Origin of the sequence: Labrys sp. WJW, assembly GCF_001676615.1 — a bacterium.
GTDB lineage: Bacteria > Pseudomonadota > Alphaproteobacteria > Rhizobiales > Labraceae > Labrys > Labrys sedimenti.
On sequence record NZ_LYXZ01000006.1, the window covers coordinates 188755 to 207020 of the forward strand.

14 protein-coding genes are annotated in these 18266 nt (G+C 66.3%); 8 read left to right on the forward strand and 6 right to left on the reverse strand.

Features of this window, described 5'->3' with window-relative positions; genetic code table 11:
• Window positions 1–48: 48 nt before the first annotated feature.
• Window positions 49–1323 carry an MFS transporter gene (locus tag BA190_RS05285; protein ID WP_082979466.1) on the reverse strand — a complete coding sequence of 425 codons (1275 nt, stop codon included), beginning with the start codon at window positions 1321–1323 and terminating at the stop codon, window positions 49–51.
• A gap of 179 nt (window positions 1324–1502) precedes the next feature.
• On the opposite strand from BA190_RS05285, the gene BA190_RS05290 reads away from it, so the two are divergent.
• From BA190_RS05290 to BA190_RS05300, 4 genes are all read left to right on the forward strand, one after another.
• Window positions 1503–2498 carry an AraC family transcriptional regulator gene (locus tag BA190_RS05290; protein ID WP_068283651.1) on the forward strand — a complete coding sequence of 332 codons (996 nt, stop codon included), beginning with the start codon at window positions 1503–1505 and terminating at the stop codon, window positions 2496–2498.
• A gap of 381 nt (window positions 2499–2879) precedes the next feature.
• Window positions 2880–4331 carry a biotin carboxylase gene (locus tag BA190_RS05295; protein WP_068283653.1) on the forward strand — a complete coding sequence of 484 codons (1452 nt, stop codon included), beginning with the start codon at window positions 2880–2882 and terminating at the stop codon, window positions 4329–4331.
• Window positions 4322–4507 (forward strand): hypothetical protein, encoded by a 186-nt coding sequence (locus BA190_RS35705; protein ID WP_156771366.1) that lies wholly within the window; start codon window positions 4322–4324, stop codon window positions 4505–4507. The genes BA190_RS05295 and BA190_RS35705 overlap by 10 nt, the downstream gene beginning before the upstream one ends.
• A gap of 10 nt (window positions 4508–4517) precedes the next feature.
• Entirely contained in the window at window positions 4518–5495 is a 978-nt protein-coding gene (locus tag BA190_RS05300; RefSeq protein WP_068283656.1) for a C45 family autoproteolytic acyltransferase/hydolase, read from the forward strand.
• Between the two features lie 179 nt (window positions 5496–5674).
• On the opposite strand, the gene BA190_RS05305 is transcribed toward BA190_RS05300, so the two are convergent.
• Window positions 5675–6469 carry a restriction endonuclease gene (locus tag BA190_RS05305; protein ID WP_068283659.1) on the reverse strand — a complete coding sequence of 265 codons (795 nt, stop codon included), beginning with the start codon at window positions 6467–6469 and terminating at the stop codon, window positions 5675–5677.
• 64 nt (window positions 6470–6533) lie between these two features.
• Between BA190_RS05305 and BA190_RS05310 the strand changes: the two genes are divergently transcribed.
• The 3 genes from BA190_RS05310 to BA190_RS05320 are packed head-to-tail and all read left to right on the forward strand — an operon-like array spanning window position 6534 to window position 7426.
• Window positions 6534–6854, forward strand: coding sequence for a hypothetical protein (locus BA190_RS05310; RefSeq protein WP_068283662.1), 321 nt, complete (start codon window positions 6534–6536; stop codon window positions 6852–6854).
• 6 nt (window positions 6855–6860) lie between these two features.
• Complete coding sequence (locus BA190_RS05315) at window positions 6861–7082, forward strand: SlyX family protein (RefSeq protein WP_068283664.1); 222 nt, start codon at window positions 6861–6863, stop codon at window positions 7080–7082.
• Window positions 7083–7096: 14 nt separating this feature from the next.
• On the forward strand, window positions 7097–7426 hold the full coding sequence (locus tag BA190_RS05320) for a hypothetical protein (RefSeq protein WP_068283667.1): 330 nt from the start codon (window positions 7097–7099) through the stop codon (window positions 7424–7426).
• 86 nt (window positions 7427–7512) lie between these two features.
• On the opposite strand, the gene BA190_RS05325 is transcribed toward BA190_RS05320, so the two are convergent.
• A complete protein-coding gene (locus tag BA190_RS05325) occupies window positions 7513–10818 on the reverse strand; it encodes a GH36-type glycosyl hydrolase domain-containing protein (protein WP_068283670.1) in 3306 nt (1101 codons plus the stop codon).
• Between the two features lie 368 nt (window positions 10819–11186).
• Here BA190_RS05325 and BA190_RS05330 point away from each other — a divergent pair, with 368 nt between their 5' ends.
• Complete coding sequence (locus BA190_RS05330) at window positions 11187–12074, forward strand: bifunctional 5,10-methylenetetrahydrofolate dehydrogenase/5,10-methenyltetrahydrofolate cyclohydrolase (protein ID WP_068283674.1); 888 nt, start codon at window positions 11187–11189, stop codon at window positions 12072–12074.
• Window positions 12075–12244: 170 nt separating this feature from the next.
• Here BA190_RS05330 and scpA read toward each other — a convergent pair whose 3' ends face one another.
• The 3 genes from scpA to BA190_RS05345 form a co-directional block, all read right to left on the reverse strand.
• A complete protein-coding gene (scpA, locus tag BA190_RS05335) occupies window positions 12245–14422 on the reverse strand; it encodes a methylmalonyl-CoA mutase (RefSeq protein WP_068283677.1) in 2178 nt (725 codons plus the stop codon).
• 8 nt (window positions 14423–14430) lie between these two features.
• A complete protein-coding gene (locus BA190_RS05340) occupies window positions 14431–16452 on the reverse strand; it encodes an acetyl/propionyl/methylcrotonyl-CoA carboxylase subunit alpha (RefSeq protein WP_068283680.1) in 2022 nt (673 codons plus the stop codon).
• 225 nt (window positions 16453–16677) lie between these two features.
• Window positions 16678–18210, reverse strand: coding sequence for an acyl-CoA carboxylase subunit beta (locus tag BA190_RS05345; RefSeq protein WP_068283683.1), 1533 nt, complete (start codon window positions 18208–18210; stop codon window positions 16678–16680).
• Window positions 18211–18266: the final 56 nt, after the last annotated feature.

An 18266-nucleotide genomic window follows, 5' to 3' on the forward strand; every position in this document is an offset into this window, starting at 1 on the left:
AGAAAGCGGGCTCTGTTGCCGGAGCCCGCTTTCCGTCCTCGATAAACCTCAGGCCGCCGCGGTCACCAGGCGAGAGCGCACGCCGGCGAGGATGAGCAGGACCGCCAGCAGGAGAACCAGGCCTGCAGCAACGAACACGCCGCTGGCCCCGCTGACGTCGAAGATGGAACCACCGCCCGCGGCACCGAGAGCGATGGCAAGCTGGATCACCGCCACGATCAGCGCCGTGCCGCTTTCGGTTTCGTCCGGCACGGCGCGGGTGATCCAGGCCGTCCAGGCTACCGGCACGGCGCCGAAGGCGAGGCCCCACAGGGCGATCAGCACCGTATCCGCCACCGGTGCGCTGCCGAGGCCGGCGAGCATCAGGCCGAGCACGCCCATCGCCAGGGGCATCGCGGCCAGGGTCAGCCTGAGGCTGCGCTCCAGGAGGAAGCCGCCGAGGAAGGTGCCGAGGAAATTGGCGATGCCGAAGCCGAGCAGGATGGCCGACATCGTGCTCACGCCGACCCCCGTCACCGTTTCCAGGAAGGGCCGGATATAGGTGAAGAAGGCGAAATGGCCGGTGAACACCAGGGTGACCGCGACCATGCCGAGGCCGATCTGCGGCCGCATCAGCACTTCCCACAGCGTGCGCAGCCGGGCATGCCCGCGCGGCTCCAGCCGCGGAAGGGTAGCGAACTGCACCACCAAGGCGAGGATACCGAGGCCGGCCGCCATCACGAAGACGGCGCGCCAGCCGGCGATGTCGCCGACATAGCTGCCGACGGGAGCGGCAAAGACGGTTGCGGCCGAGACGCCGCTGAACAGGATCGACAGGGCACGCGGCACCAGCGCCTCCGGTACCAGACGCATCACCGTGGCGGCAGACATGGTCCAGAAGCCGCCGAGCGCGACCCCGAGCAGCACCCGTCCAGCGATCAGGGCCGGCAGGCTCGAAGCGGAGGCGACCAGCAGGTTGGAGGCGATCAGCAGGATCGAAAAGGCCAGCAGGACGATGCGGCGGTCGAGGCGCCGGGTCACCGTCGCCACGATCAGGCTGGTGAGCAGGGCCACGGTCGCGGTCGCGGTGACGGCCTGCCCGGCCACGCCCTCGGTGACGCCGAGATCGCGGGCCATCGGCGTCAGCAGGCTGGCAGGCAGGAATTCCGCCGTGACCAGGCCGAAGACGCCAAGCATCATGGAGACCACGGCACCCCACAGGGCGTTCTGCGATCCGGGTGCTGATGTCGCGGGTGCGGCGGGATCATCCCTGAAAGCCCGATTCGGGCCGCGATCCGGTTCGATCGCGTCAAGCGTCGAGGCGCTCTGCAACGCTTCGCTCATCTGTCATGTCCTGTCGAAGTGACCTGGAGCAAAACGCGTTCGGGCGGAACGCGTTTTGCTCCAACGGGTTGGGTTGGCGCGTTTTTGCAATTCTAGGTGTCCCGCCAAATCGCAAAACGCTATTGCGTTGCAGCAACATAGGGTGGACATCTCGGACGATCCATGTCACTAAATCCGGAATGCTTTACCATTCGTCCGGACTTGAGCGCGTGCGTCGTGATAACCCGCCAGCCGACCTGATGAGCGAACTGCTCCTCGGGATGCGGCTGAATGGCGTGCAATATCGGCGCCTGCATGCAGCCCCCCCTTTCGGCGTGCATTTCGGCACGGTCGAAGGACGGGCGCAGTTCCATTTCGTCGCCTGCGGCACGGTCTATCTGCGCATGGCCGGCGGCGCGGTCCACAGTCTCGGGCCCGGCGATGCCGTGCTGCTGCCGCGGGGCGGAGAACACTGCCTCGTTTCCGCGCCGGACCTGCCAAGCCAGGATGTCGGCGCCTATGAGGCGATCCCGCTCTGCAAGAGCGTCAGCGCCGTTTCGGCCTGCGTCGAGGAGACCTGCCCGAGCCAGCATGCCCATGTCTTCAGCGGCTGCATGGAGTTCGATCTCGGCGGCATGCATCCGCTGATCGCCCAGATGCCGGAGGTGATGCTGGTCGGCACGCTCCTGGAGCGCCAGCCGGAAATCGAGCCGATGCTGCGGGCGATGGAACGCGAGGTGCTGACGGAGCGGGTCGGCTCGGCTGGCATCCTGGCGCGGCTGGCCGATGTGGTATCGGCCTCGATCGTACGTGGCTGGGTGGAATGCGGCTGCGGGGAGACGGCTGGCTGGCTGGATGCGCTGCGTGACCCGCGTCTGAGCCGCGCCATCGGCGCCTTGCATCGCGACCCCGGCCGGGACTGGACGGTGGCGGAACTGGCTCAGGAAATGGGGGCCTCGCGTTCGGTCTTTGCCGAACGTTTCCTGGCGGTGACCGGCCAGACACCATTGCGCTATGTCACCGAGCTGCGCATGCGCCTGGCGGCCGAATGGATCGGACGCGACCGCATGTCGATCGACACTGCCGCCCAGCGCCTGGGTTATGCTTCTCAGGCCGCCTTCAGCCGTGCCTTCAAGCGCGTGACAGGCAGGCCGCCGGGGGCGTTGCGCACGGAAGGGCCTCTCGCGAGGGCGTAAGGGTCGGCAGCCGGGCAGAGAGGCGCGACTCCCTTCTCCCGCAAGAGGAGAAGGCTGGTCGCGTTCCGCCCGCCTCCCCACCCCCGTTGCCGGCTTGCTGGAAGTGTGTCAGAAATTTGGCACAGAGGACGTCGCCCACAGAAGGGAGCCTCATGCCGGCTGGTGAGCCTGTTGTCGCCTGGTTGAACCGTCGCAAGCACGTTGCGGCCGTTTGGAGCGCGGCAAGGACGCCTGGGACAAACGCTCGTTTTATATCTCGCCGGTTTTCCTTCGCCGATATCGCATGGGACGATGGTGCGCTCTTCGAGCCCCGCGCTTCGCCTCTTCGGCCCTACAGGCCCTCCAATAACGGCAAACCCTGCAGAGAATGGGATCCCCACCATGAGTGGACGTGAGAAGCTGCGCAGCCTCAGCGACATCTATCGTTTCCTGCGCATGAACGAGACGCCGATCTATGTCGTCACGCCGACGCCCTTCAACCTGCTCGGGCTCGACGAGTGGGTGGGCGGCCTGGAGTTCATCAATTACTTCGACATCTTCGACGGCAGGCATCCGCGGGTCTTCGTGCCGCCGCGCACCGGGCCGGTCGAGTTCAAGTCGATGGAGGATGTCGCCAATTACCTGGTGGCCCATCCCGCCTTTCGGGCCCGCATCCGCAAGAAGCCGCGCGGCAAGGCCATTTTCGTGATGTTCGACGAGGAGACCGAGGAGCTCTGCGCCGAGGCCGGCGTCGATGTCGCCCTGCCCAAGGCCGCCTTGCGCACCCGGCTCGATTCCAAGATCGAGACGACGCGGCTCGGCAATGAGGCGGGGGTAGCCAGCGCGCCCAACACCATGGGTCTCGCCTCGACCTATCAGGAACTGGAGGCGCTCGCCGCCTCGGCCGGGCTCGGCAGTGACCTGGTGGTGCAGACGCCCTATGGCGACAGCGGTCGCACCACCTTCTTCGTCAAGAGCCAGGCGGACTGGGACAAATATGCCGCCAAGATCATCGGCCAGGACCTGAAGGTGATGAAGCGCATCAATCACCTTCCCGGCACCATCGAGGGCTGCTGCACGCGCCACGGCACGCTGGTCGGCCCTGTCATGACCGACATCACCGGCTTTGCCGAGATCACGCCCTATAAGGGCGGCTGGTGCGGCAATGACGTCTCGCCCACCATCCTGCCGGGCGATGCGCCCGACCGGGTGCGCGAAATGGCGCGCAAGCTCGGCGACCGCCTCTACGAGGAAGGCTATCGCGGCGTGTTCTGCTGCGACTTCCTGCTCGATACCGATACGCACGAGGTCTATCTGGGCGAACTCAATCCGCGGGTCTCCGGCGCCTCGCCGCCGACCAATCTGATCACCACCATCTATGGCGGCTGCCCGCTGTTCCTGTTCCACCTCCTCGAATTCCTCGATGTCGACTACGACCTCGACATCGAGGCGGTGCAGAGCCGCTGGAAGGAATATGACCACTGGACCCAGCTCATCCTCAAGCAGACCGAGGACAAGGTGGAAATGCTGACGCGCGTGCCGCAATCGGGCATCTGGCGCATGAACGATCGCGGTGAGATCGCCTATCAGCGCTCTGCCCTCGACCTGACCAGTGTCGGTGACGAGAACGAGGCCTTCTACATGCGCGTGTACGGCGTGGGAGAATATTGCTACCATGGCGCCGACATGGGCTGCCTGCTGGCGCGAGGCCGGATGCAATCGGACAGTCGTGAGCTGCTGGCGCGTGCCAAGAAATGGAACGCCGGCATCAAGGCACAATTCGAATCGGTGCCGCTCTCGGCGATGACGGCTATCGTGCCGCCGGTCGACATGGCTTCGGCCAAATGGATCTGACCGCAAGAAGCGTCGGAACCTCGACCTTTGTCATCATCGGGCTTGTCCCGGTGATCCAGGGCTTCGATCTTGAAGGGGAGCGGTATCTGGATGCCCGGGGCAAGCCCGGGCATGACAAAATCCGAGCTATTTTTTTAACCTCACCGCGAGTTTCGAATGAGGCTCTGAAGGCATGAGTGGAAAGAAATGAACGTAGGCTTCCGCAGTTTGCGGGAACAGGAGCCCGGCCTGGCCTGGAACGCGGTGTTCCAGGCCGGTTGGCCCGGCTGGCGGCAGTGGTTTCTGGAACGGGGCGGTGCGCAGGCGCCGAGCCTCGTTGATGCTACACGCGCCGTGCGACGCTTCATGCCGGAGATGGAGGGGCTGTGGTCCGGACTGATCGCCGCGGTGCCCTCGGATGAGGACCTCGCCCGCTTCTTGAGCTTCTGGACGCCGCCGCGCTACCTGGTCAATTGCAGCCAGGCCGTGCTGGTCGATGAGCTCGGCCCCATCCTGGTGCGCAACTACGACCTGGCGCCGGAACTGAACGAGGGAACGCTGCTGCGCTCGCGCTGGCGCAACCGGGACGTCATCGGCATGGTGGACGGCCTTTCCGGCCTTGCCGACGGCATGAACGATGCCGGCCTCGTCGTCTCGCTCACCTTTGGCGGGCGCGCGGTGGCCGGTCGGGGCTTCGGCGCACCCATGATCGTGCGCTATCTCCTGGAGGTCTGTTCCGACACCTATCAGGCCGTGGAGGCGCTACGCTCGGTTCCCTGCCACATGGCCTACAACGTGACGGTGCTCGACCGCCAGGGCCGCTCCGAAACGGTCTATCTCTCGCCCGACCGGCCGGCGATCGTCTCCGGCAAGGCTTTCACCACCAATCACCAGCTCGGCGTGGAATGGCCGAGACATGGCCGCCTCTCGCGCACCGTCCAGCGGGCGGAAGCCCTCGAACAGCTCCTGGCGGATCCCACGCTCGACGGAAACGGGCTGGCGGCAGCCTTCCTGACCCCGCCCTTGCTGGCGACCAGCTACGCGCAGGGCTTCGGTACGGTCTACACGGCCTGCTACCGCCCGGCCGCCGGCGCCGTCACCCTGCTCTGGCCCGGCCAGGCCGCAAGGCACTGGACCTTCCAGGACTACGGCCAGATCGAGTTCCAGGTCAGCTATCCGGATTGAGGCGCCACAAGCCTTCTCCCCTTGCGGGAGAAGGTGCCCGAAGGGCGGATGAGGGGAGATACGCAACGATGGAGGGTGGTCGCCGTCACCCCTCATCCGTCATTGCATTCGCAATGCCACCTCTAGTCAACTCAAGAGAGTTGACGACACCCACAAGGGGAGAAGGCTTGTCGCGCCCCTCACCTCCCCGGCTGCAGCATCGTCTCCAGGTCGGGCAGTTCGCTGTGATGGACGAGGAGCACGCCGAGCTTGCGGGCGAGCTGCTCGGCCGAATTGGTGAAATCCCGGTTGGAGACCACCACCGCGTAATCGGCATCGGCGAAGCCGGCGGCGGCATGGGCCTCCTGCACGGCCTTGTTGCCGACGGGATTGCCGAAATAGAGCTTGCATTGCAGGGCGACGGAGAGGTCGTCCCGTCGCGCCAGGATGTCGATGCCCTGGTCGCCCGACTGGCCCGTCACCTCCGCCTCCCAGCCGGCCTTGCGCAGGAGATCGGCGCAGAGATGCTCGTAGTCCTGCGGCGTGATTTCCTCCATCGCTTCCGGGATACGCGTATCGGGCTGGGCCGAGGCCCACTTGCCCACCATGCGGGTGGCCAGCGCATCGAAACGGGGGATGTCCTTCTCGTCGAGCGAGAGCTTGGTCGAATCGCGAAAGCGCACCAGCTCGTCACGCCATTTGTCGAATTCCTCGGCGCCATAGGCATTGACCCGCACCAGCTGGCGATAGCGCTTGGTCAGAGCCTGGTCGTGGCGGCGGATCAGGCGGCGCCATTCGGGGCTGTCGCCGCCGACGGGCAGCAGGCCGAGCCGCGTCGCCAGCCAGACCAGCACGAGGGCGGCGAGGGCAAGGCCGGCGGCGATGCCCGTCAGGCGGTCGAGACGCGCCAGATTCATCGCGACGATGAAGACGATCGCGAATTTGGTCAGGTTGACCCACGTCGACGCGCGAAATATGCCGAATCCCCGAAACATGGGCTGGTTCTAGCGCAAATATCTTGCCAAGAGGTTGGATGAGAAAGCCGAAAAGGGGCGAAGCGTGGGCGGCATCATTCGTGTTATCATTGCGGTGGCATTGTTGTGCAGCCTGCCTGCCGTTGCGCAGGCGGGCATCCGCTTCGGCCCGGCGACCTGCCCGGTCCCCGCCGATGCGGCGTTCAAGGTCCTGGGCGCCAGGGGCGAGGTCGACGGCGTTGCCTCCGAATATGCCTGGTTGCGCAAGAACAGGCCCGGCTGGCGGCGCGACCGGCAGGTCCTGTTGAACCGGAACGGGCGCCTTTACGACGTGCTGGATATTTCCAAGGGCAGTGCGAAACAGGCGATCTGCTTCGATATCAGTGATTTCTTCGGCAAGATGTGAGGGGCCATGACCGAGATCGAGACGCTCAGCGCCCGCATCGACGCGCTGGAAACGCGTGTGGCCTTTCAGGACGAGACCATCGAGGATCTCAACCAGGCCATCATTGCGCAATGGAAGCAGATCGAGGCGCTGAACCGGTTGCTCGTCCAGCTCCAGGATCGCGTCGAGATCGGCGAGCAACGGGCCGATCTCGCCGGGTTGCCCGAACCGCCGCCGCCGCATTATTGAGGATCGAGACAATCATGCCGGAACCGACCGTGACCGAAGATCCGCAATCCACCACCCCGATATCGCTTGCTCAAGCGGCCCGCCTTCTCGGCGTGGAAGCCAAGCCGCTCGCCAATGTCGCGCGCCAGCACGGCTTCTTCACGGCCATGGGCAGGGAGGTCTTCTTCACGCAGGAGCAGCTCAAGCAGGTGAAGGCGCTGCTGAAGGACAAGGCAAGGGCGGAAAAGAGGGCCGACTCGCGCAAGAAGAAGCCCACTTCCACCTTCGGCGTGCATGAGAGCACGGAACTGCGCAAGCAGCGCCGCCGCACCAAGAAGCGCCAGGCCAAGAAGGAAGAAGAGTAGTTCTGGGAGCGCGGACGTCCTCGTCCGCAACTTCTTCCTAAAACGCGTTGTTTCCAAGAGCGGACGAGGACGTCCGCGCTCCCAGGTTACGCCAAACTCGACCGGCTGCCCTCCAGCGCCGCCACCGCCAGCGGGTTCTCTTCCCTCACACCGAAATGCCGGCGCTTGCCCAGCACCTGCTCGACGATGGCGCGGGTATAGAGCCCCGGGCCGCTCGAATAGATGCGCCAGCCACCGTCGACATCGACCGTCCCCGCCCTGACCCGGCCCCATTCTGCGCTGGCGACATAGCGGTCGGGGAAGGCGGCGTCGGAGGAGGAGAAATAGGTGTTGCGCTGGCGCAGCGATGCGTTGGGAAGGCGCTGCGTCACCGCGATCGGGTTGATCAGGGCAAGGCCGTCCCAGACCTTCTGGGCCTCGCCATGCTTGGCCAGGGCCTCGCAATAACGCAGATGGGCGTGCACATACATCAGGCCGATTTCGCGCCCGAAGAAGGACGAGGATTCGGCGCGGCGGAACAGTTTTTCCGGGCCGCCATTGTAGACTACGGGCCGGTTCATCAGATGGGCGCCGTCGGGCAGCAGCAGATGCTCCTCGATCAGCTTGAGGTGGCGGCGTGCCTGATCATGCGTGAACAGGCCGCCGATGATCGGCTGCGTCATCGAGATCAGCGAATAGGACAGGCCCGTCCTGGTGTCGCTGGGATGCAGCAGCAGTTCGACGCCGCCCTTCTTCGCATCGACCGGGGCGATGTCGGTTTCGGTGGGAGCCGCCTCCTCTTCACCGAAGATCTCGGGATCGAACAGGCCGTAGCCGGCCACCACCCCGTCGCGGACGAGATGCTGGTTGAAATCGCCGCGCATGCGGGCCGCGAGATCGGACAATTCGGCGCTGCGGGCTGTCTCGCCCCGGCGCTTGAGGATGGAAGAATAGCGCACGACCTGTTCATAGAGCAGCGCCACGGTCCAGCTGGACACCATCCAGTCGCGCAAGTGCGGATCGGCGGGCTGGAGCGAATCGTTCCAGTCGCCCTCGCCATAGCGCACCAGATGGGTGCCGGGGATGAAGCTGGCCGAAACCGTGGCGAGGAGCTTGTCGACATGGGCGGCGAGCGTCGACCGCGCCGCAGTCGCCGCATTCTTGTCATCGCGCCACGGCGCCTGCGCCTCGAGCACGGCGAGGTCGCCGGTGGCCTCGACATAGTCGCAGAGGGCCTTCAGCGGCCAGACGATGACGTCGCCATGGCTGTCGCCGGCCCGGATATAGGGATAGGGCTCGAGCATGAACCATTGCGGCCAGTCGCCTCGCGATTGCGATTGCTCGCCGAACAAAGTGAGCAGGATGTGGCGCACCTCGGCATCGTGCTCGAGGGCCAGCATCAGTTCGACCGGGCCTTGGCAGACGTCGCGGGTGCCCCAGGCGGCACCCGTATATTGTTCCAGGCCATGCGGCACGGTCAGATGCATCATGGCGTCATGGGCGAGCCAGGGCAGGAAGAGATCCTGGGCCTCGACATCCGGCCCGCTTCCCCTAAGGCGCAGATCGCGGGTGAGCAGGCTCCAGAACGCGCGCGCCGGGGCGAGCAGGCTCTCGGCATCCGGCCCGGCGGCGAAGCGCGCGGCCAGTCGTTCCGCCTCGGCGGCCGATGTCATCGAGCCGGTGACGGCGAAGGCGAGTTCGTTGGTGGCCTGGGAACGCAGGGCGACATAGGCGCCGCCGCGCGCCTGGCCGTCGACATAGAGCAGTTCGTCGCCGCCCACGGCCTCGACCGCTGAAGGGGTCGAGGTCACCAGGTGATAGGCCGCTTGCCTGTAGGTTTGCCCCCACAGCCAGTCCGAACCGGGCGTGAGGCTGATGCGCTTGGCTGAAGCATCGATGGTGACGGTGCCGGTCTGCTCATAGTCGCGCTCGCCCATCACCACATGGCCGAACACCAGGAAGCGGCAGGGAGCCCCGTCGACGCTGACGCGCCATTGCATGGCGGGCGCGTCGCCGGCGGCGACGGCATGCACGGTGACGGTGCGCCCGGGCAGGCGATAGATCCAGCGGGCATCGCTCAGCCCGATGTCGAAGGCGCTCGGCACGGCAAGCAGCTTCCAGCCGTTGCCCTGGTCCACGAGGATGCGCAGGCCGCTGCCGCGCGTGATGTTGTAGGGATCGCGCGAGACCGAGAACAGCTTGTGGAAGGAGGTGTTGCCGATGGTGAGCTGCGCCCCGAACACGCCGTGCATCCAGGCGGTGGAGCACAGGGTCGCGTCGTCCAGCCGCATGCTGGCGCCGCTGCGCAGGAGGGCGCCGTGGCGGCGTGCGACCTCGGCTTCCTTGGCAGCGAGCACGACATGCCGGTTCTGCTCGCCCTCCGGCACGAAGAAGGAGAGCAAGGTGCCGTCCTGGGTTTCTTCAGCCCGGCGTTCGGGATAGAGCGTGGCGATCTCGCCCGCCTCCAGCGGCAATGCCACCAGGGGAGCGGCATCCTGCACCAGGCTGCGCGCCGGCTCGGCTGGCGAAGGCGTATCCGTGCCGGTTTCCCCCGCACGGGCGGCTGCGGCGACGGCCACGGGCAGGTCGGCCGGGCCGGAAGCGGCCCGGTGATCGGGGGATAGCAGGCCGAAGAAGGTGATCTCGGCGCTCGAGCTCTGCCCGACGCTGACGGGGTTGGACTGCAGGGCGATGCAGCCGACCTCGTGCTGCCGGCGCTGCGAGGGCAGGTCGGTGCCGAAGGCGGCAGCGAATAGGCCGGTCATGCGGTAATCCGGGCCGAGGACCTGGATCGCGTCGGTGGCGAAGCCTTTCGCCCCGGTGACGCAGCCCTGTGCCAGCCAGGGAAATTTGCCGCCCTGCGACAGGTTCTGCCGGCTCATCAGCACCGGGCCGAGGGTTTCGTGATGCTCGACATGGTGGTCGAGATATTGCGAGACATAGGCCTCGCTGTTCATCAGGAAGCCGCGGCTGCCGAGGCCGACATCCTGGATGAGGACGAGGTCGCAGGGCTGGGCCGACCCCGAGCCGGACAGTTCGACCTGCCAGAACCAGAGCGCCTCGCTGGGATGGAGTGCGAGCCTTACCCGATAGGCGATGCCGCCGGCCTCGCTTTGCCAGACCGCGCTGGAGCCAGACGCCGCGAACCGGCCCTTGGCACCGGGGCCGACCAGTTCCCGGACGAAGGGATTTGCGCCGCCGGCCCGCAGATAGAGCCGGCCGATGCCGCCATGGACGGGCGATCCCAGCACCTGGTTGAGGGTGATACGGTCCTTGCCGTCGTCATGGTCGATCGCAAAGACCGTGCCGTTCTCCAGGAAGGAGACGCTGAGGCCGCCGGTGTTGCGGATTGTCCTGAGCTGGAGATCCTTTTCGCGCGGGATCGAAAATTGGCGCGTGCTGCCATCGGCCATGGCCTGTCTCCTCAAGCTGGCCGGCCGATAGGCGACACCCGCGAATCGCAGGGCCATCGGTCGACCTTGTCAGGACGCTACTCGGGAGGCAAAAGCGGGTCCTGTCAACGGTTCCAAGATGCGGACGAGACGTCCGCGGTCCCAGCCGCACCGTTTCCCGCACGACATTGGCCAGGTTGGAGCATGAACCGCCATGACTGGGACCGCGGACGTCTCGTCCGCATCTTGCCCCCCCCGAGCTGGCCGCGCATCTGAGGGAAAAACAAGACAGAACAAGGCGAGATGGGCTTGTTGCACAAGACGCGGCTGCGCTATAATTTATTCTGAAGAAAAAAATTCCACTGCCCGTAAAACAACGAAAGCTCGCCATGACCGAATTGATCGACGGCAACGTCCATGCGGCCAATGTCCGCGCCCGTACCAAGGTTCGCGCCGAGGCCTTTGCCGCCGCCCATGGGCGCAAGCCGCGCCTCGACGTGGTGATCGTCGGCAACAATCCGGCGAGCCGGGCCTATGTGAACACCAAGGCCAAGATGGCGCATGAGACGGCGATCGACGGCCGCCTGATCGAGCTGCCGGAGACCGTGTCCAAGGAAGAGCTGCTCGGCGTGATCGCAGGCCTCAACGCCGATCCGGGCGTCGACGGCATCCTGGTGCAGCTGCCGCTGCCCGATCATCTCGACGGCCAGATGATGATCGACGCCATCCATCCGGCCAAGGATGTCGACGGCTTCCACCCGATGAATGTCGGCAAGCTCTTCACGGCGTCCAGGATCGATCCGGAAGCTATGCTGATCCCCTGCACCCCGCTCGGTTCGCTGCTGATGCTGCTCGATACCGTGGGCAAGGAAGGGCTTTCCGGCAAGAAGGCCGTGGTCGTCGGCCGCTCCAACATCGTCGGCAAGCCGATGGGCGCGCTCCTGCTCGCCTATGACTGCACGGTGACGACGGCCCATTCGCGCACCAAGGACCTGCCCGCCGTCTGCCGCGAGGCCGACATTCTCGTCGCCGCCGTCGGCCGGCCTGAAATGGTCAAGGGCGACTGGATCAAGGACGGCGCCGTGGTCATCGATGTCGGCATCAACCGCGTGCCCACCGAGGACGGCAAGGGCCGCATCGTCGGCGACGTCGCCACCAAGGAAGCCATGGGCAAAGCCTCCTACATCACCCCGGTTCCCGGCGGCGTCGGCAAGATGACGGTGGCCTGCCTGCTGCACAACACCATCGTGGCCGCGGAAGCCAGGGTGAAGGGGTAAAAGCGCGACCAGCCTTCTCCCCTTGCGGGTATCGTCCACTCCACTTGGAGTGGACTGGGTGCCCCGAAGGGGCGGATGAGGGGTGAAACTCGACATGGATGGGGGGCGTCAACACCCCTCATCCGTCATTGCTTCGCAATGCCACCTTCTCCCGCAAGGGGAGAAGGTTTCTAGCGCCGCTCGTTGCTCAGCCGCCCTTCCAGCAGATCGAGCACGGTGCGCGCCGCGTCGAGGACCGGCGTGCCCGGGCCGAACACAGCCGCAACCCCGGCCTCGCGCAGGAAATCATAGTCCTGGCGCGGAATGACGCCGCCGCAGACCACGGCGATATCGGCCCGGCCGCGCGCCTTCAGCCTTTCGATCAGCTGGGGCAGCAGCGTCTTGTGGCCGGCCGCCAGCGAGGAGACGCCGACGACGTCGACCTTCTCGGCGAGGGCGAGGTCGACGGCCTCGTCCGGTGTCTGGAACAGCGGGCCGGCAACCACCTCGAAACCCATGTCGGTGAAGGCCGATGCCACCACACGGGCACCGCGGTCATGGCCGTCCTGGCCGAGCTTGGCCACCAGGATGCGCGGCTTGGCCCCGCGCTGTGCCGTGAAATTGGCGATGCGGTCCGCAAGAATTGACACTTCCGGCCCCTCGCCGAAGGCAGGGCGATAGATATCCGCCACCACCTTGGGGCGGGCACTGTGGTCGCCGAACACAGCCCTGAGCGCGTCGGAGATCTCGCCGACGGTGGCGCGATGGCGGGCCGCCTCCACGGCGGCCTCCAGCAAATTGCCGGTACCCGAGCGGGCCACCTCGGCGAGAGCGGCGAGGGCCCTGGCCACGGCCTGCGGGTCACGCCGGCGCTTGATATCGTCCAGCCGCCGGATCTGCGCGGCGCGCACGGCGTGGTTGTCGATGTCGAGGCTGTCGATCGCGGGCTCGTCCTCGAGCTGGTAGCGGTTGACGCCGACAACCACCTCGTCGCCGCGGTCGACGGCCGCCTGCCGCTTGGTCGCGGCCTCCTCGATCAGGCGCTTGGGCAGGCCGGCCGCCACCGCCGCCGTCATGCCGCCCATCGCCTCCACTTCCTCGATCAGCGCCCAGGCCTGGGTTGCAAGGTCATGGGTGAGGCTTTCGAGATAATAGGAGCCGGCCAGGGGATCGACCACCTTGGTCACGCCGGTCTCGTGCTGCAAGATCAGCTGGGTGTTGCGGGCGATGCGGGCCGAGAATTCCGTCGGCAGCGCGATCGCCTCGTCGAAGGAATTGGTGTGCAGTGACTGGGTGCCGCCGAGAGCCGCCGCCATCGCTTCATAGGCCGTGCGCACGATGTTGTTGTAGGGATCGCGCTCGGCCAGCGACACGCCCGAGGTCTGGCAATGAGTGCGCAGCATCAGCGATTGCGGATCCTTCGGGCCGAACTCGGTCATGATGCGCGACCACAGGAGCCGGGCCGCCCGCAGCTTGGCCACCTCCATGAAGAAATTCATGCCGATGGCGAAGAAGAAGGAGAGCCGCCCGGCGAAGGCGTCGACGTCGAGGCCCTTGCCCAGCGCCGCCCGCACATAGTCGCGGCCATCCGCCAGGGTGAAGGCGAGCTCCTGCACCAAGGTCGCCCCCGCCTCCTGCATGTGATAGCCGGAAATCGAGATCGAATTGAAGCGCGGCATCTCCTTGGCGGTGTAGGCGATGATGTCGGCGACAACACGCATCGAGGCTTCCGGCGGGTAGATATAGGTGTTGCGGGTGATGAATTCCTTGAGGATGTCGTTCTGGATCGTACCCGATAGTTTCGCGCGCGATACGCCCTGTTCCTCGCCCGCCACGATGAAGAAGGCCAGCACCGGCAGCACCGCCCCGTTCATGGTCATGGAGACCGACATCTCCTCCAGTGGGATGGAGTCGAACAGGATCTTCATGTCCTCGACGCTGTCGATGGCGACACCGGCCTTGCCGACATCGCCCTCCACGCGGGGATGATCGGAATCATAGCCGCGATGGGTGGCAAGGTCGAAGGCGACGGAAAGGCCCTTCTGCCCGGCCGCCAATGCCTTGCGATAGAAGGCGTTCGAGGCTTCGGCGGTGGAGAAGCCGGCATATTGGCGGATGGTCCAGGGCCGGCCGGCATACATGGTGGCGCGCGGGCCGCGCAGGAAAGGCTGCTGGCCCGGCAGGGAGCCGAGATGGGCGACGCCGTCGAGATCGGCCTGCGTATAGAGCGGCTTGACCGCGATGCCCTCCGGGGTGTGCCAGGTCAGGCTGTCAGCATCGGCCTTGACCTCTTTCCTGGCGAGGGCGCGCCAGTCTTCGAGCGCGGTGTCGGCTGCGGAAGCCGGTGCTGATATGGCGGATCCGGACATGGCTGGCCTCATTCGAATTCGAGGATGAGTTCGTCGACGGCGAGACTGGCGCCCTCGGCCACGGCGATGCGGCTGATCGTGCCGGCCTTCTCGGCGCGCAGCACGTTCTCCATCTTCATCGCCTCGATGGTGGCGAGCGCCTGGCCGGCTTCCACCGCTTCGCCTTCGCTGACGGTGATGGCGGCGACCACGCCGGGCATCGGGCAGAGCAGGAGCTTGGAGGTATCGGGCGGAATTTTCTCGCGCATCAGGCGGGCAAGTTCGGCGACGCGGGGACTGCGCACCTGCACCAGGACGTCGCGGCCATGCCAGCGCAGGCGCAGCCCACCGGCCGTGACGCCAATCTTTACGGCCATGGCCTCGCCGCCGACGCTGAACCGGCCGAGGGCCTGGCCCGGCGTCCAGCGGCTGGTGACGGCGAGCAGCGCGCCGTCTGCGAAGACGACATGGTAGCCGCCATCGACGGCATCGATGGTGAAGGGCAGGGCCTGCCCCGCCAGGGTGGCGACGAAGTCGCGACCGATGGCGCGGCGGTGATTGTCCATGGCGCCGGAGATGGCGCTGTCGCGGCGCTGGCGGATATGAACAACCACGGCGGCCACGGCCGCCAGGCTCGGCAGGTCCGCTTCTGTGGGCGGCACGCCCGTGAACCCGCCCTCATATTCCTCGGCGATGAAGGCGGTGGTTATCAGGCCGGCGCGGAAACGCTCGTGGTCGGCCAGGGCGGCCAGGAAGGGCAGGTTATGGCCGATACCCTCCAGTTCGAACTGGTCGAGGGCGCGGGCGAGGGCGTCGATTGCCTCCAGGCGGGTCGGGGCATAGGTGCACAGCTTGGCGATCATCGGGTCGTAGTGGATCGAGATCTCGCCGCCCTCCTGCACGCCGGCATCGACCCGCACCAGGCCGCCCTCACCGTCCGGCCCTTCAGTGGGCGGACGATAGCGGCTCAGGCGCCCGATCGAGGGCAGGAAGTTGCGATAGGGGTCCTCGGCATAGACGCGCGCCTCCATGGCCCAGCCGGAGAGGCGGACCTCGTCCTGGCGAAGCGGCAGGCGCTCGCCGGCCGCGACGCGGATCATCGCTTCCACCAGGTCGATGCCGGTGACCAGTTCGGTCACCGGGTGCTCGACCTGCAGGCGCGTGTTCATTTCCAGGAAGTAGAAATTGCGATCCTTGTCGACGATGAACTCCACCGTGCCGGCGGAGTGGTAGCCGACGGCCCGGGAAAGGGCCACGGCCTGCTCGCCCATGGCGCGCCGCGTCGCCTCGTCGAGGAAGCAGGACGGCGCCTCCTCGATGACCTTCTGGTTGCGGCGCTGGATCGAGCATTCTCGCTCGCCCAGATGGATCAGATTGCCGTGCTGGTCGCCCAGCACCTGGATCTCGATATGACGCGGCTCGGTGACGAATTTCTCGACGAAGATGCGGTCGTCGCCGAAGGAGGACTTGGCCTCCGAGCGCGAGGCGCGGAAGCCCTCGCGGGCCTCGGCGTCGTTCCAGGCGATGCGCATGCCCTTGCCGCCGCCGCCGGCGGAGGCCTTGATCATCACGGGATAACCGATCTCAGCCGCGATGCGGGCGGCCTCGGACGCGTCCTCGATCAGGCCCATATGGCCTGGAACCGTCGACACGCCGGCTTCGGCCGCCAGTTTCTTGGAGGTGATCTTGTCGCCCATCGCCTCGATGGCCTTGGACGGCGGGCCGATGAAAGCGACGCCCTCCTCGGCGAGCGCCTTGGCGAAGGCGGCGTTCTCCGACAGGAAGCCATAGCCCGGATGCACCGCGTCGGCACCCGTCTCACGGATTGCGGCGAGAATGGCGTCGATCTTGAGATAGGACTGCGCCGAAGGCGACGGGCCGATGCGCACGGCCTCGTCGGCCTCGCGCACATGCACGGCGTCGCGGTCGGTATCGGAATAGACGGCAACGGTGGCAATGCCGAGCTTCCGCGCGCTGCGGATGACGCGGCAGGCGATCTCGCCGCGATTGGCGATCAGGATCTTCTTGAACAGGGGGGGATTCGTGTTCATGGGCGCCAATCAGGGTTTGCGTAGCACGGTTCCTTACCCTCCCCTCGATGGGGAGGGTCGACGCGAAGCGTCGGGGTGGGGTGACCCGCTCGCAGAAGCGTATGACATTCATCGTCGCCACGGGTGTATCCCACCCCACCCCGGCCTTTCAGGCCGACCCTCCCCATCGAGGGGAGGGTAAAGCGATACGTCCTTGTCGTTCTCACCATCACCCTCATCCCACCCTCACAGCGGCATGGTGTCGTGCTTGCGCCAGCGCGTCTCGGCCGCCTTGCGGCGCAGGGCCGCGAAGGCCCGGGCGATGCGCTTGCGCGAGGTGTGCGGCAGGATCACCTCGTCGATGAAGCCGCGCTCGGCTGCGATGAAGGGATTGGCGAAGCGAGCCTCATAGTCGCGGGCGCGCTCGGCGATCTTGGCGGCATCGCCGAGCTCGGCCCGGTGCAGGATCTCGGCCGCGCCCTTGGCGCCCATCACGGCGATCTCGGCCGTGGGCCAGGCATAGTTGACGTCGGCGCCGATATGCTTGGAAGCCATGACATCATAGGCGCCGCCATAGGCCTTGCGGGTGATCAGCGTCACCATCGGCACGGTGGCCTGGGAATAGGCGAAGAGCAGTTTGGCGCCGTGCTTGATCACCCCGCCATATTCCTGGCCGGTGCCGGGCAGGAAGCCGGGCACGTCGACCAAAGTCAGGATCGGGATGGAGAAGGCGTCGCAGAAGCGCACGAAGCGCGCGCCCTTGCGCGAGGAATCGATGTCGAGGCAGCCGGCCAGCACCAAAGGCTGGTTGGCCACCACGCCGACGGTCTGGCCCTCGATGCGGATGAAGCCGGTGACGAGGTTGCGGGCGAAGGCCTCGCCGATTTCGAAGAAGTCGCCCTCGTCGGCGACGGCCAGGATCAGTTCCTTGATGTCGTAGGGCTTGGTGGAGCTGTCGGGCACCAGCGTGTCCAGGCGCATCTCCAGCCGCGACGGGTCGTCGTGGAAGGGCCGCACCGGCGGTTTGTCGCGGTTGTTGAGCGGCAGGAAATCGAACAGGCGCCGGATCTCCTCCAGGGCCTCGATGTCATTGTCGAAGGGACCATCAGCCACGGAGGATTTCTGGGTGTGGGTGCGGGCGCCGCCGAGTTCCTCGGCGCTGACCACCTCGTTGGTGACCGTCTTCACCACGTCCGGGCCGGTGACGAACATATAGGAGGTATCGCGCACCATGAAGATGAAGTCGGTCATCGCCGGCGAATAGACGGCGCCGCCGGCGCAAGGGCCCATGATCACCGAGATCTGCGGCACCACGCCGGAGGCCTCGACATTGCGCTTGAACACGTCGGCATAGCCGGCCAGCGAGGCGACGCCTTCCTGGATGCGGGCGCCGCCCGAATCGTTGAGGCCGATCACAGGCGCGCCGTTGCGCAGGGCCATGTCCATGATCTTGCAGATCTTCTGGGCATGGGTCTCGGACAGCGAGCCGCCGAGCACGGTGAAATCCTGGCTGAACACGTAAGTGAGGCGGCCATTGATGGTGCCCCAGCCGGTGACCACGCCATCGCCCGCGACCTTCTGGCTCGCCATGCCGAAATCAACGGCGCGATGGGTGACATACATGTCGAACTCCTCGAAGGAGCCCTCGTCGAGCAGGACCTCCAGGCGTTCCCTGGCCGTCAGCTTGCCCTTGGCGTGCTGCGCCTCGATACGCCTGAGGCCGCCGCCGAGCCTCGCCTCCTCGCGGCGGCTTTCCAACTGTTCGAGGACGGCGCGCATCGGGCTTGCTCCACACGGTTCGACATTGCCTGGATCGACATCCCTCGCTGCTCGGC